The organism is Bradyrhizobium sp., assembly GCF_047605465.1.
GTDB lineage: Bacteria > Pseudomonadota > Alphaproteobacteria > Rhizobiales > Xanthobacteraceae > Bradyrhizobium.
Window position 1 is genome coordinate 21,088 of sequence record NZ_JASGFS010000053.1, and the last position, 13,988, is coordinate 35,075.

Below are 13,988 nucleotides of genomic sequence, written 5' to 3' on the forward strand. Positions count from 1 at the left end.
GCGTGCTTTCAACTCACTGGTTCGCGCCGGTCACCTGCGCGAAGGCGGCCTGATTAATGGTGGTCCCGATGTCGGTTTCAAGCCTGTTGACGTAGGACGCGACCTGCTCCTCGGTCAGCGCGCGGTCGAGGCTGTCCTTCAGCTTCTTGACGGCGTCGGAGGCAGCGTCGACCGTCGGCTCGACGATGTCGGTGACGCGGAAGACGATCACTTCGCTGCCGCCGGTCACGGGCGCCTGTCCGACGCTGTCCTTGGCGGTGCGGAAGGCCGCCGAAACGATGTTCGCGGGAACGCCGGCGGGCGAGTCGTCGCGCTTGAAGCCGGACGCGGTTTCGACCTTGGCGCCGATCGCGGCGGCCTCGTCGACGAGCTTGCCGCCCTGTTCGAGCTTCTGCACCATCTCGGTCGCCTTGGCCTTCAGCTTGGTCGCGACCTGGTCCTGGCGCCAGCGCGCCTCGACCTGATCGCGGACCTCGTCCAGATTGCGATCGCGCGAAGGGGTGATGCCCAGCACGTCGTACCAGACGTAACCGCCGCGGAACGAGATCGGGTCGTTGTCGACGCCGACGTCGCTGTTGAACGCCTGAGACACCACGTCGAGGCCCTGCGGGATGTTGGCGACCGGCTGGCCGTTCGGCGCGCGGCCGGAGCGGTCGACGGCGTCAACCGTCACGGCCGCGATTCCGAGCTTCTGCGCCGCGTCGATCACGCTGGTGCCGGCGCCACGCTCGTCTTCCATCTTGTCGCGGAGATCGGCGACCTTGACGCGCGCGCGTTCGGTGGCGATCTCACGCTTGATCTCGTCCGCGACGCTGGCGTAGTTCGCCTCGACGCCGGGCTCGATCTTGTCGACCTTGACGATGGCGGTGCCGAGACCGCCCTGGATCGGCTGGCTGATCTCGCCGGCAGGAAGCGAGAAGGCAGCGTCGGCGACCGCCGGATCGAGCGCGGACTTGGTCACGAGACCGAGGTCGACATCCGAAGCCGAGAGCCCGCGCTCCTTGGCGAGATCCTCGAACGAGAGCCCACCGGCGAGCCGTTCGCGCGCGGCCTGCGCTTCGGGGGCGTTGGGGAACACGATCTGATGGATCTGGCGCTTCTCCGGCGTACCGAGCCGGTCCTTGCGCTGTTCGAAGACCTTCTTCGCATCGTCGTCGGAGACATCGCTCCACTTGCCGATCTCTTCGGGAGAGATCACGGCAAAGGCGATCTTGCGGTATTCGGGCGCCCGGAACTGGACCTTGTGATCCTCGAAATAGGCGGCGAGCGCTTCGGGCGAGGGGGCATCGATGGTGCCGGCCTGCGCGGCGTCGAGCCGAACGAATTCGATCGCGCGTTGCTCGTTCTGGAAACGCGTCAGCGCATCGATCATGGCTTTCGGCGGCTCGAGCCCGGCGCCGATCGTGCCGGTGATCTGCCGGCGCAGCGATACCTTGCGCTGCTCGGCGACGTACCGCTGCTCGGTATAGCCGAAGTTGCGGATCACGGCCTGGAAGCGCTGGGCGTCGAAATTGCCGGTGACGCCCTTGAAGTTCGGGTCGTTCATGATGATGCGGCGGATCTCGTCGTCGGACTGGCCGAGGCCGAGCCGACGCGACTCTTCATCCAGCGCGGCTTCCGCGATGGTCTGCTGAAGCACCTGGCGGTCGAGGCCGAAGGCGCGCGCCTGATCCGGGGTGAGGGGACGGCCGAACTGGCGGCCGATCTGCTGCAGGCGGTCCGTGTAGATCTGGCGGAACTCGTTCAGCGAAATCTCGGTGCTGCCGACCTTGGCCACCGTGGACTGTCCGAAGCCGCGGAAGATGTCGGCGATGCCCCAAATGCCAAAACTGATAATCAACACGCCCATCACCACGGCCATAATGGTCTTGCCGAGCCAGTTTGATGAGGCCTTGCGCATTCCTCGAAGCATTTGGTCCAACTTGTTTGGCAGGAGGGGAACGGCGTGCGTCTTAATGCAGATTCCGCAAAAGCGCGTCACCGAATTGATCTGGCATCATAAAGTGGCGGCTTTTCCCCCGCAACCTCAGGTCATGCGGTGGTTCGAAGCTGCGGTTAAAAGCCCCTGGTCTCTGGAACTGTCGCGGCTCCTCTGCTAGCGCATGCGCGACAGCTATCCTTGCCCAATCCTGCTGGAAATTGACATGACCGATGCCATCCGCCCGCTAATCGCCGGCAACTGGAAAATGAACGGCCTGAGCGCCTCGGCTGCCGAATTCGACGCCATGCTCAATGGAGCGGCAGAGGTCGCCGCAAAGGCTGATCTGCTCGTCTGCCCGCCCGCGACCCTGATCGCGGCCTTCGCCACGAAAGCGCGCGGCAAGGCGGTCGCGGTGGGGGCGCAGGACTGCCATCCGAAGGCCTCCGGCGCCCACACCGGCGATATCGCCGCCGAAATGCTGGCCGATGCGGGTGCGACCGCCATCATCGTCGGCCACTCCGAGCGCCGGGCCGATCACGGCGAGAGCGATGGCCTGGTGAAGCAGAAGGCGGAGGCCGCCTGGCGCGCCGGGCTGACCGCGATCGTCTGCATCGGCGAGACGCAGGCGCAGCGCGACGCCGGTCAAACCCTGGACGTCCTGCGCGGCCAACTCGGCGGATCGCTGCCGGATGGCTCCACAGCCGCCAATCTGGTCGTGGCCTATGAGCCGGTCTGGGCGATCGGCACCGGCCTGACCCCCACGGCGGGGGATGTCGAGCAGATTCATGGCTTTATCCGGGAACTGCTGACCTCGCGGTTCAAGGCGGATGGTGCCCGGATGCGCATCCTGTACGGCGGCTCGGTCAAGCCCTCGAATGCGGCGGAGCTGATGGCGGTCAAGAACGTCAACGGCGCCCTGGTCGGCGGCGCCAGCCTGAAAGCGGCCGATTTCCTTGCGATCGCCAAGGGCTGCCCCTAGCTAAGGCTTAAGCGCCGGTCGGGCCGATCGGGGGTGGCAATACCCCTCCCGATCGTGTAACACCGCGCAACTTCAGGAAAACCCGCGAAGCGCGATCGGCCGCCGTCTCGGCGCTGTCGGCTTGTGACGGAAGGACACTATGCAGACCGTTGTCATCGTCATCCACCTCATGATCGTCGCCGTCATGATCGGCACCGTCCTGCTCCAGAAGTCGGAAGGCGGCGGCCTCGGTATGGGAGGCGGTGCGGGCTTCATGTCGAGCCGTGGCACGGCGAATCTGCTGTCGCGAACCACCGCGATCCTCGCCGCCGGCTTCTTCCTGACCAGCCTGTTCCTGTCCTGGTACGCCGGTTACAACCGTGCGCCGTCCTCGATCATCGGCCAGCCCGCGTCGCAGACGCAGCCCGCCGGTGGCTCGCCGATCGCTCCGCCGACGTCGGGCGGTATCCTGGATTCGCTGAAGAAGGCGGATGAGCAGCAGCAGCAGGCTCCGGCGGCACCGAGCGGCCCGCAGGTGCCCCGCTCGCAATAAAGCAGGGGGGGCATGCAGGATGGTAGCTAGCATCCTGCATCAACAATCCCCATCAAGGCTCTGTCACCACTCTTAGTTTTTGGCTCACCCACAGGCCCGCAGATTCTTTGGGGCTGAATGCGAATCGCTTTGGCGAATCGGATTCGAGGGATTAGAGGTTAGGTCCCATGGCGCGGTACATATTCATCACCGGCGGCGTGGTTTCTTCGCTCGGCAAGGGTCTGGCTTCAGCGGCACTCGGTGCCCTGCTGCAGGCCCGGGGCTACAAGGTCCGCCTCCGTAAGCTCGATCCCTATCTCAACCTCGATCCCGGAACGATGTCGCCGTATCAGCACGGCGAAGTGTTCGTGACCGATGACGGCGCGGAGACCGATCTCGATCTCGGTCACTACGAGCGCTTCACCGGGCGGCCTGCGACCAAGCAGGACAACATCACGACGGGACGCATCTACCAGGACATCATCTCCAAGGAGCGCCGCGGCGACTATCTCGGCGCGACCATCCAGGTGGTTCCGCACGTCACCAACGCCATCAAAGAGTTCGTCCTCGACGGCAACGACGACTACGACTTCGTGCTGGTCGAGATCGGCGGCACCGTCGGCGACATCGAGGGCCTGCCGTTCTTCGAGGCGATCCGACAGCTCAAGAACGAGCTGCCGCGCGATCACTCGGTCTACATCCACCTCACGCTGCTGCCCTACATCCCGAGCGCAGGCGAGTTGAAGACCAAGCCGACGCAGCATTCGGTGAAGGAGCTGCGCTCGATCGGCATCCAGCCGGACATCCTGCTCTGCCGCACCGACCGCGAGATCCCGAAGGAAGAACGGCGCAAGCTCGGCCTGTTCTGCAACGTGCGCGAAAGCGCCGTGATCGAGGCGCGCGACGTCGACAACATCTACGCCGTGCCCGAGGCCTATCACGCCGCGGGTCTCGACGACGAGGTACTCGCCGCGTTCGGCATTGGCTCGCGGATTCCGCCCGCGCTGCAGAGCTGGCAGCAGATCAACGAGCGCATCCGAAATCCCGAAGGCAGCGTCACCATCGCCATCGTCGGCAAATATACCGGCATGAAGGATGCGTATAAGTCGCTGATCGAGGCGCTCTCGCATGGCGGCATCGCCAACAAGGTGAAGGTCAATCTCGACTGGATCGAGAGCGAGATCTTCGAGAAGGAAGATCCCGCGCCGTTCCTCGAGCACGTCAACGGCATTCTGGTGCCGGGCGGCTTCGGCCAGCGCGGCGCGGAGGGCAAGATCAGGGCAGCCCAGTTCGCGCGCGAGCGTGACGTGCCGTATTTCGGCATCTGCTTCGGCATGCAGATGGCGGTGATCGAGGCTGCGCGAAACCTCGTCGGCATCGAGGAGGCCAACTCCACCGAGTTCGGCCCGACCAAGGAGCCGCTGGTCGGCCTGATGACGGAGTGGCTGCGCGGCAACGAACTCGAGAAGCGCTCCAAGGCCGGCGACCTCGGCGGCACGATGCGGCTGGGCGCGTATCCGGCGGCGCTCAATCGCGGCAGCCGCGTATCGGAGGTGTATGGCGGCGCGACCGAGATATCGGAGCGCCATCGCCACCGCTACGAGGTCAACACCGCCTACAAGGACCGCCTCGAGCAGCATGGCCTGAAATTCTCCGGCCTCTCGCCCGACGGCGTGCTGCCGGAAATCGTCGAGTACGAGGATCATCCCTGGTTCATCGGCGTTCAGTTCCATCCCGAACTGAAGTCGCGGCCGTTCGAGCCGCATCCGCTGTTCGCCTCGTTCATCCAGGCGGCGGTGGTGCGGTCGCGGCTGGTGTAGCGCATCCCCTGCCTTTGACGTCCGCGCCGTTTGTTGCGACAATTCCCTGCTGAAAAAAACAGAATGTGGGGAGTGAACTGCGATGATCTACGAAATGCGCGTGTATCGCTGCGTGCCCGGCCGCTTGCCGGCGCTGCTCAAGCGGTTCGAAACCGTGACGCTGAAGCTTTGGGAAAAGCACGGCATTCGGCAGGCCGGGTTCTTCACCACGCTGATCGGCGAATCCAACCAAGAGCTGACCTATTTCCTGGCCTGGGAATCGCTCGGCGAGCGCGAGAAGAAATGGGGCGCGTTCATGAGCGATCCCGACTGGCTCGACGCGCGGGCGAAGTCGGAGGCCGATGGCCAGATCGTCGGCAACATCGTCAGCCAGTTTCTGACGCCGACCGCTTTCTCGGTGGTGAAATAGCGCTCCGGCGGTGCCGGGAGCTCTGGCGCAACCCTGATATTCGAGCGGCCCGTGCCGAATGGGGTTGATCCGACCCTCATCGTCGCTATGGTTCGCGCCGAAACGAGGTAATTGGCCTTGAGCTCTCTCCCGTCAGCGGCGCCGGTCGTCACCATCGGCACGGTCAGGTTTGGCAATGATCTGCCGATCGCGATCATTGCCGGGCCGTGCCAGCTCGAGAGTCGCGAGCATGCGCTGGAGGTTGCCTCGGCGCTGAAGGAGATCGCGACGCGGCTGAATGTCGGCCTTGTGTACAAGACCTCCTTCGACAAGGCGAACCGCACCAGCGCGTCGGCCGCGCGCGGCCTCGGGCTTGCGCAGTCGCTGCCGATTTTCGCGGAGATCCGATCCTCGCTCGGCTTGCCCGTGCTGACGGACGTGCATGACGCGGCACAATGCGCGGACGTTGCGCAGGCGGTGGACGTCCTGCAGATCCCGGCCTTCCTGTGCCGGCAGACCGACCTTCTGCTGGCCGCGGCCGCGACCGGCAAGGTCGTCAACGTCAAGAAGGGACAGTTTCTGGCGCCCTGGGACATGGCCAACGTCGTTGCCAAGATCACCGGGGCGAACAATGCCAACGTGCTCGTCACCGAGCGCGGTGCATCCTTCGGCTACAACACGCTCGTTTCGGACATGCGCGCGCTGCCGATCCTGGCGCGCACCACCGGCGCGCCCGTGATCTTCGATGCCACCCATTCGGTGCAGCAGCCGGGCGGGAAGGGAACATCCTCCGGCGGCGAGCGCGAATTCGTGCCGGTCCTGGCGCGCGCGGCCGTCGCGGTCGGCGTCGCCGGCGTTTTCATCGAGACCCATCCCGATCCTGATCGCGCGCCCTCGGACGGGCCCAACATGGTGCCGCTGCGCGAGTTCGAAGGTCTCATCCGCAGGCTGATGGCGTTCGACGCGCTGGCCAAGAGCGCAACGCGCTGATGTCCAAGCCTGCGACTCGGCCCTCATCCGACCAGGCGTTCCCACCCGCGATCAATATCATCGCGCTCGCCGGCTTCTCGGCGGCGCTGTCGACGCGCGCGCTGGATCCCGTGCTGCCGCATGTCGCCGAAGACTTCTCGATCAGTATCACGACGGCCGCGAGCATCGCGGCCGGCTATGCCCTGATCTACGCGCTGGTTCAGCCGGTGATTGGGGCTGCCGCCGATCTGTTCGGCAAGGCGCGGCTGATGACCATGTGCCTGGCGCTGCTCGGCGTCGCCTGTGTTCTCGGCGCGCTGTCCACCTCGTTCTCGGGCCTGTTCGCGAGCCGCATCCTGGCCGGTATCGCCTCGGGTGGTGTGTTTCCTGTTGCCCTCGGCCTGACCGCCGACCTGGTTGCGCCCGCCAAGCGGCAGGTCGCGATCGGGCGCACGCTGGCGGGGTCGATGACCGGCAACCTGCTCGGCGCGAGCGCGTCGGGCATCATCGGCGATTTCATCGGCTGGCGCGGCGTGCTCGTGATCCTCGGCGCACTCGGCCTGATCGCGGCCGTTGCGGTGGCCTCGGGCTTTCGCGGCGCGGCGCTGACGGCCCCGCCGAAGACCGACCTGAAGACCCTGCGACAGGGCTATCGCACCATCTTCGCCAATCCCAACTGGCGCTACTGCTATTCGGCGGTGTTCGTCGAGGGCTGCTGCGTGTTCGGGCTGTTCCCGTTCATTGCCGCGCTGCTGTTCGATCTCGGCGAGAAGTCGCTCTCGATCGCCGGCATCGTGATCGCGGGCTTCGCGGTCGGCGGCCTGTTCTATACGTTCACGGTCTCGCGGCTGCTGCCGCGGCTCGGCGTCAAGGGCATGATGATCGCGGGCGCAAGCCTCGTCGGGCTGCAGCTTGCCGCGCTCGCCTTCGGTCCTGGCTGGAAGCTGCAATTCGCCAGCATGCTGGTGATGGGCTGGGGCTTCTACATGATCCACGGCTGCTTGCAGGTGTTCGCCAGCGAACTGTCGGTCGAGGCGCGCGCCACGGCGATGTCGCTCCACTCCTTTTTCTTCTTCATGGGCCAGACCGTCGGCCCGCTCGCCTACGGGTTCGGATTGGCCCATGCCGGCAAGTCGCCGACCCTGATCATGAGCGCCGTGATCATGGTGCTGCTCGGGCTGGTCTGCGCCCGGCTGCTGAAGCAGCGGGCACCGGCCGACGCCCGCGCATAGCGCAACTCTCTTCAGCCGCTTCTCAGCGAGACCGGTTCGCTCGGGCGGCGATCGCCTGCGCGCGTTCGAGCAGCGCTTCCGCGCGCTGCACGATCGGGATGTCGATCATCTTGCCGTCGATGGCGAAGGATGCGCGCCCCTCGGCAGCCGCCTGCTTGTTGAGCGCCACGACGCGCTCGGCGTCCGCGACTTCCTTGGCCGACGGGCTGAAACCCGCGTTGAGGATCGGCACGAGCGACGGGTGGATGCAGGCCGAGCCGACGAAGCCGAAGTCCGCCGATCGCCTCACGATCCGCGTGTAGCCTTCCAGGTCGGAGAAATCGGCGACCGAGCCGATGGTGCCGAGCGGCATGATGCCGGCGGCGCGCGCGGCCTGCACCACCTGTTGCTTGGGCATCAGCAGGGTCTCTTCCGTCGGCTTGGCACCGATGGCGGTGGCGTAATCTTCCGCTCCCAGCGAGATGCCGGCGAGGCGCGGAATCGATCGCGCGATGTCGTGAGCCCTGGAGAGCGGTCCCGGCGCCTCGATCAGTCCGACGAACCAGATCTTTCCGGGCTGCAATCCGCGATCAATCTCCAGTCTCGTCACCATCTCGTCGAGCAGGCGCAGATGCTCGGCGCCTTCGACCTTGGTGATCTTGATGGCGTCGACGCCGGCGATGACGGCCGCTTCGAGATCGGGCACCGCCAATTCCAGCGGCTGGTTGATCCGCACCATGACGTCCGAATTACCGGTGTCGCGAAAGCGCTTCACGATGCCCGGAATGAGCGTGCGGGCGTTGGCCTTCTCGGCCAGCGGCACGCTGTCCTCCAGATCGATGATCAATGCGTCGGCGCCGCGCTCGACGGCCTTGACGACGAAACGCTCGACATTCGCGGGTACGAACAGCGCGGATCGCCAGACGGGGAATTTTCGCGGAGCTGTCATGTCCTGGTTTCCTTCACAAGGCCCGAGGCGAGGGCGGCATCGATGTCGTTGGAGGTGAGGCCGGCTTCGGCGAGGACGGTGCGGCTGTGCTGCCCGAGGCGCGGCGCCGGCGTCCGGATGCTGCCCGGCGTCTCGGACAGGCGCACGGGGACGGCGTGCATCGGGAACGTTCCCATGTCCTCGTCCGGATAATCGGCCAGCAGCTCCCGTGCCTGCACGTGGCGGTCGTTCATCAATCGGACGGTGTCGTTGACCGGGCCGATCGTGACCTCGGCCGCTTCGAAGAAGGTCACGTTGTCCTCGACCGTCCGGGTCGCGATGAAGTCGCCGATGATCTTGTCGAGTTCGAGGACATGGACGAGCCGCTGCTCGTTGGTCTTGAAGCGCGGATCCTCGCACAGTTCGGGGCGGCCGATCGAACGCAGCACGCGCATCGCCATGCCCTGCGTCGAAGCCGACAGGCAGACCCAGCCGCCGTCCAGCGTGCGGTAGACGTTGCGCGGCACCGATCCGCTCGACCGGCTCCCGCTGCGCGGCTTGACGACGCCGGTCAGACGATAGTTCGCCGCTTGTGGTCCGAGCGAATTGACGATCGGGTCGAGCAAGGGGAGATCGATCACCTGCCCCTTGCCGCCGTTGACCTCGACCTCGCGCAGCGCGGCCATCGCCGCGAACGCGCCCGTGAGACCGGAGAGGGCGTCGGCCAGATACATCGGCGGCAGCACCGGTTCGCGATCGGGGAATCCGTTCATCTCGGCAAAGCCCGAAAAGCCTTCCACCAGCGTGCCGAAGCCGGGGCGGCGATGATACGGGCCCGTCTGCCCCCATCCCGAGATACGGACGATCACGAGCCTGGGCTCGAGCCGCAGCAATTCGTCAGGAGCAAGCCCCATCTGCTCGAGCGTGCCCGGGCGGAAGCTCTCGATCAGCATCGCGGCGCCGGGGATGAGCTTGCGGATCAGCGGCACGGCGTCGTCGTGTCGGAATTCCAGGCAGATGCTGCGCTTGTTGCGCGAATGAATCTTCCAGTTCGTCTCGACGCCCTTGGTGCGCCAGCCCCGCAGCGTGTCGCCTTCGCGCGGCTCGACCTTGATGACGTCGGCGCCGAAGTCGGCGAGATGTTGTGTGAGCAAGTTGCCCGCGACCAACCTCGAGAGGTCGACGACGCGGAGTCCTGTCAGCGGGCCGCGGACACCGGGCGTGTAGTCTGCCTGATGCAGTCCGCTTTCGGGCGAGGGGGCGTCAGTGGGATTTGCCATGGGTCCGTTCTGTAAACAGGATGCCGCCGGTGACAGGCAGCCACAGGCGCAACTGGCGGTCAGTCGTTGCCTCCTGGGTCTCGATGCGGATCTGATTTCCGCCGACGCTCAATCCGATTTGCCAGCGGCCGCCGACGTAGGAATGGCTGACGACGTCCGCTTCGATGACCGATCCGCCGATCGCCTGGTCATTGGCTGCGACCAGGCGCATCTGTTCGGGCCGATAGGCGAACGTGACCTTGTCGCCCAGCGACGGCCGCTTGTCCGACTTGATCAGAACGCGCTGGCCGTCGGGAAGGCTGACCAGCGTCTGCCCGTCGCCGTCCGGCGCTCCGACCACGTCGCCATTCAGGAAGTTGGTGGTGCCGATGAAGTCGGCGACGAAACTGTCCGCCGGACGCGTGTAGATTTCCTGCGGCGAACCGACCTGGCTGATGCGGCCGCCGTTCATGACCACGATGCGGTCGGACAGGGCCAGGGCTTCGACCTGGTCGTGCGTCACGTAGATCGTGGTCAGGCCGAGGCGCGTGCGCAGTTCGGCGAGCCAGGTGCGGGCACGGTCGCGCAGCTTAGCGTCGAGATTCGACAGGGGTTCGTCGAGCAGGAGGATTTCGGGCTGGTAGACAAGCGTTCGTGCGAGCGCGACGCGCTGCTGCTGGCCGCCCGAGAGCTGGTGCGGATAGCGATCCTGAAACCGCTCCATCTCGACGAGAGCAAGGCTCTCCTCGACACGGCGCCTGCAATCCGCGTTCGACACCTTGCGCAGCTTGAGCGGAAACACGACGTTGTCATAGACCGTCATATGCGGCCACAAGGCGTAGCTCTGGAACACGAGCCCGCAATTGCGCGCTTCCGGAGGCAGGAAGATTCCCTTTTCGCCGTCGAAATAGGTCTTGTTGCCGACGCGGATGCGCCCGCTCGTCGGTTGGTCCAGTCCGGCAATGGCGCCGAGCGTCGTCGACTTGCCGCATCCGGACGGCCCGAGCAGGGTGACGAACTCGCCATCGGCAACGTGGATGTTCACGTCGTCGATCGCTTTGACCGGTCCGAACCGCTTGTGCAGGTTCTCGATCAGCAACTCAGCCATAGAGCTTCACTCCGAGAAGGGCGCGCGCCGCCGTGACGCAGATTCCGATCACCAGGATCTGCACGGTCGCCAGCGCGGACACGAGGCCGACCTCACCCTGCGTCCAGGCCTGGAGCAGCGTGGTGCCGATCACCTCGCTGCCGGGCGCGAACAGGAAGATCGCGGTCGTGTATTCCTTGAAGAACGTGATGAAGAGGATGATGAAGCAGGCGACGAGCGCCGGCCGCAGCAGGGGCAGCACGATGCGCCGGCTCGTGGTCCACCAGTCCGCACCTTGTGTGCGCGCGGCGCGATCGAAGTCCGGGCTCATCTGCATCAGCATCGGTGCGATTGCCCCGAGTCCGACGGGGATGAAGTGCATCGTGAAGGCGGCAACCAGGATCCAGATCGTATTCCGCAAGCCTCCCAGGCCGGGAACGAGCGCAAACGCATAGAAGAACCCGATGCCGGCGACGACGCCGGGCACCGCGCGGGGAAACAACGCGATGTAGTGCAGGGGGCCGCGCCAGCGGAAGTCGGATCGCAGCACGATGATGGCGATCAGCGCGACCATCGCGGTGGCGATGACGCCACCGAGCGAACTGACGATGAATGAGTTCCAGATCGAACGCGGGTAGACCGGATATTCGAGCATGTTGGCGAAGTTGCCGAGCGTCAGCACCTCGCTGATCGGCACCATCGGCGACAGCAGGCTGGTGAAGGCGCGCAGCAGGAGCGCGCCGATCGGCATCACGACCGTGGCCGTGATGTAGATCGCGGAGGCGATGCAGAGCGGCCAGCGCAGGCTGTTCAGGCGGAAGGGGCGCGGCCGCGTCGCCTTGCCGCCGAGCGTGACGAAGCGGCGGGTGTTGCCTAGCAGGCGTCCCTGCAGCCAGACCAGGACGCAGACGACGGCGAGCATCAGCACGGCCGCCGTTGCCACCAGCCCGTGATCGGGCCGGGCGGAGGCGACGCCGTTGTTGTAGAGGAACGTCGTCAGCACGGTGATGCCGGCGGGATCGCCGAACACCAGCGGAATCGCGAGCAGTTCCAGTCCCACCGTGAAATTCAGCACCGCGCTGTAGGCGATCGCCGGCATCAGCAACGGCAGCGTGATCCGCCACAGCGTCCGCAAGGTGCCGGCGCCGGACACCCGCGCGGCTTCCTCGAGGGTCGGGTCGGTGATCGAGGCCGACGACATGCAGTAGATGTAGGCGACCGGCGCCTGCGAGACGCCGGCAATCATCGCCATGCCCGGCAGGGAGTAGAGATTCCAGGGCGCGCCGTCGAAGATCGACTGGATCAGCAGCGTCAGGTAACCGGCCGGCCCGTAGATCGTGTACCAGCCGAACGACAGCACCAGCGCCGAGAGATAGATTGGCCACAGGAAGAGTTCGCCGAACAGCCGTGCGAACGGCATGTCGGTGCGGCCGAACAGCACCGCCGCCATCGTGCCGAGCGCCTGCGAGATCAGCGTTGTGAGGGTCGCAAAGACGAACGTGTTCCAGATCACGAGGCCGAAGCCGTCGGTGCGGAACAGGCGTCCGAAATTGGCCAGCGTCAGTTGCTGGCCTGAATCGTAGAGAGCGCGATCCAGGAAGGATTGATACAGGACGGGAAGGAGAGGCGCCGCGATCAGGACGACGGTCAGCACGGCCATGCCGTACTGGATCGCCGTGTCGCGGCCCGGCAGCGGCTTCGGCAGTGCGTCAGCCGCCGCAGGCCCGAGCGCCGTGCTCGCGTCAAGTGACATTGAATGTCTTTTTCCAGCGCGCCAGGAAGCTGTCGTAGTCCCGCACCGCGTCGCGGTCGTAACCGATGTAGCAGATGTTCTTCTCGCCGACGGCCTCCACGATCGAGGAGTAAGTGTGGCGGATGCCGTCGCCCGGCTGCACGCCAGGACGCGCCGGAGTCAGACCGCCCCGTCCGAATGCGCGCTGCCCCTCTTCGGAGACGACGTAGTCGAGCATCAACTTGGCCGCGTTGACGTTCTTCGATCCCTTCGGAATGGCGATGCCGCGCAGCACGACCGGCTGGCCGTCGCCGATGAAGCTCCAGCCGAGGATCTTCGCCCGCGCCGGATCGTTCAGGCGCGGCCAGAACGTAATGGCCGACACGAAGAAGCCCATGACGTACTCGCCGGACGTGACCTTCTCGGTCATCGGACCGCCGGAACGCTCGAACCGTGGCGAAAGCTTCGCAAGCTGGGCGAACTGCTCCCAGGCTTTTTCACCGTGCTTCTTCACATAGGCGTAGGCGATGCCATAGCCGAAGGTGGTCTGATGGACGCCGTAGCTGGTGATGCGATTGCGCCAGGCCTTATCGTTGGCCAGCGCAAGGTCGACGAACTCGGCAAGCGTCTTGGGGCGCTTGCCGTCCGGCACCAGCGTGTTGTTCCAGATCAGCGCCATCGGATCGGACGAGACGGTGTAGACGCCGGGAAACGGCTTCGACCAATCCGGCCAGGCCTTGGCTTCTGGCGAGACGTAGTCGAGGACCTCACCACGTTCCTGGAAGTCGATCCATCCGCCGGGATCGGCGGTCGCGATCAGATCGCAGGTGCGGCTGTTGGTGCTTCGTTCGGCCAGATAGCGCTCGAAGCTCTCGCGGGATGCCGGCAGATCCAGCGTCTCGACCTTGACCTTCGGATAGAGCTTGTTGAAGCCTTCAATCACCGGCCGCCAGTTTTCCGGCGACATGATCGAGTAGATGAGGAGGCTGCCCTCGTTCTGGGCCGCATCGATGATCTTCTGATAATCCTCAGGGTATCCGCTCGGAGCCGCCTGGGCCGTGCCCCGGAGCCCCATCGTGGCGCCGAGCAGCGACATCACCATTAAGCTTCTGCGATCGATACCTGACATCTACTGTTCCTCCGGCCGCCACGATTTGTTATGCACCTTTATTGGCGCCAATTT

12 protein-coding genes are annotated in these 13,988 nt (G+C 65.4%); 6 read left to right on the forward strand and 6 right to left on the reverse strand.

Annotated features, from left to right (window positions below; genetic code table 11):
* Positions 1-13: 13 nt before the first annotated feature.
* The gene (locus QM712_RS28005) at positions 14-1,912 is read right to left on the reverse strand and encodes a SurA N-terminal domain-containing protein (RefSeq protein ID WP_415026390.1); all 1,899 of its coding nucleotides are present in this window, start codon (positions 1,910-1,912) and stop codon (positions 14-16) included.
* A 232-nt stretch (positions 1,913-2,144) separates the two neighbouring features.
* On the opposite strand from QM712_RS28005, the gene tpiA reads away from it, so the two are divergent.
* From tpiA to QM712_RS28035, 6 genes are all read left to right on the forward strand, one after another.
* Entirely contained in the window at positions 2,145-2,900 is a 756-nt protein-coding gene (gene tpiA / locus QM712_RS28010) for a triose-phosphate isomerase (protein ID WP_415026418.1), read from the forward strand.
* 139 nt (positions 2,901-3,039) lie between these two features.
* On the forward strand, positions 3,040-3,432 hold the full coding sequence (gene secG / locus QM712_RS28015) for a preprotein translocase subunit SecG (RefSeq protein ID WP_415026391.1): 393 nt from the start codon (positions 3,040-3,042) through the stop codon (positions 3,430-3,432).
* A gap of 167 nt (positions 3,433-3,599) precedes the next feature.
* Entirely contained in the window at positions 3,600-5,231 is a 1,632-nt protein-coding gene (locus QM712_RS28020; RefSeq protein ID WP_415026392.1) for a CTP synthase, read from the forward strand.
* An 82-nt stretch (positions 5,232-5,313) separates the two neighbouring features.
* Positions 5,314-5,640 (forward strand): NIPSNAP family protein, encoded by a 327-nt coding sequence (locus QM712_RS28025; RefSeq protein ID WP_415026393.1) that lies wholly within the window; start codon positions 5,314-5,316, stop codon positions 5,638-5,640.
* 117 nt (positions 5,641-5,757) lie between these two features.
* Entirely contained in the window at positions 5,758-6,609 is an 852-nt protein-coding gene (gene kdsA, locus QM712_RS28030) for a 3-deoxy-8-phosphooctulonate synthase (RefSeq protein WP_415026394.1), read from the forward strand.
* Positions 6,609-7,820: an MFS transporter gene (locus QM712_RS28035; protein ID WP_415026395.1), complete on the forward strand. Its 1,212-nt coding sequence runs from the start codon at positions 6,609-6,611 to the stop codon at positions 7,818-7,820. The genes kdsA and QM712_RS28035 overlap by 1 nt, the downstream gene beginning before the upstream one ends.
* A 22-nt stretch (positions 7,821-7,842) precedes the next feature.
* Here the strand turns inward: QM712_RS28035 and QM712_RS28040 are convergent, their stop codons facing one another.
* The 5 genes from QM712_RS28040 to QM712_RS28060 are packed head-to-tail and all read right to left on the reverse strand — an operon-like array spanning position 7,843 to position 13,934.
* On the reverse strand, positions 7,843-8,748 hold the full coding sequence (locus QM712_RS28040) for an HpcH/HpaI aldolase/citrate lyase family protein (RefSeq protein WP_415026396.1): 906 nt from the start codon (positions 8,746-8,748) through the stop codon (positions 7,843-7,845).
* The gene (locus QM712_RS28045) at positions 8,745-10,007 is read right to left on the reverse strand and encodes a CaiB/BaiF CoA transferase family protein (protein WP_415026397.1); all 1,263 of its coding nucleotides are present in this window, start codon (positions 10,005-10,007) and stop codon (positions 8,745-8,747) included. Before QM712_RS28045 ends, QM712_RS28040 begins: the two co-directional genes overlap by 4 nt.
* Entirely contained in the window at positions 9,991-11,094 is a 1,104-nt protein-coding gene (locus tag QM712_RS28050) for an ABC transporter ATP-binding protein (protein WP_415026398.1), read from the reverse strand. The genes QM712_RS28045 and QM712_RS28050 overlap by 17 nt, the downstream gene beginning before the upstream one ends.
* Positions 11,087-12,826 (reverse strand): ABC transporter permease, encoded by a 1,740-nt coding sequence (locus QM712_RS28055; RefSeq protein ID WP_415026399.1) that lies wholly within the window; start codon positions 12,824-12,826, stop codon positions 11,087-11,089. The genes QM712_RS28050 and QM712_RS28055 overlap by 8 nt, the downstream gene beginning before the upstream one ends.
* Complete coding sequence (locus QM712_RS28060) at positions 12,816-13,934, reverse strand: ABC transporter substrate-binding protein (protein WP_415026400.1); 1,119 nt, start codon at positions 13,932-13,934, stop codon at positions 12,816-12,818. The genes QM712_RS28055 and QM712_RS28060 overlap by 11 nt, the downstream gene beginning before the upstream one ends.
* Positions 13,935-13,988: the final 54 nt, after the last annotated feature.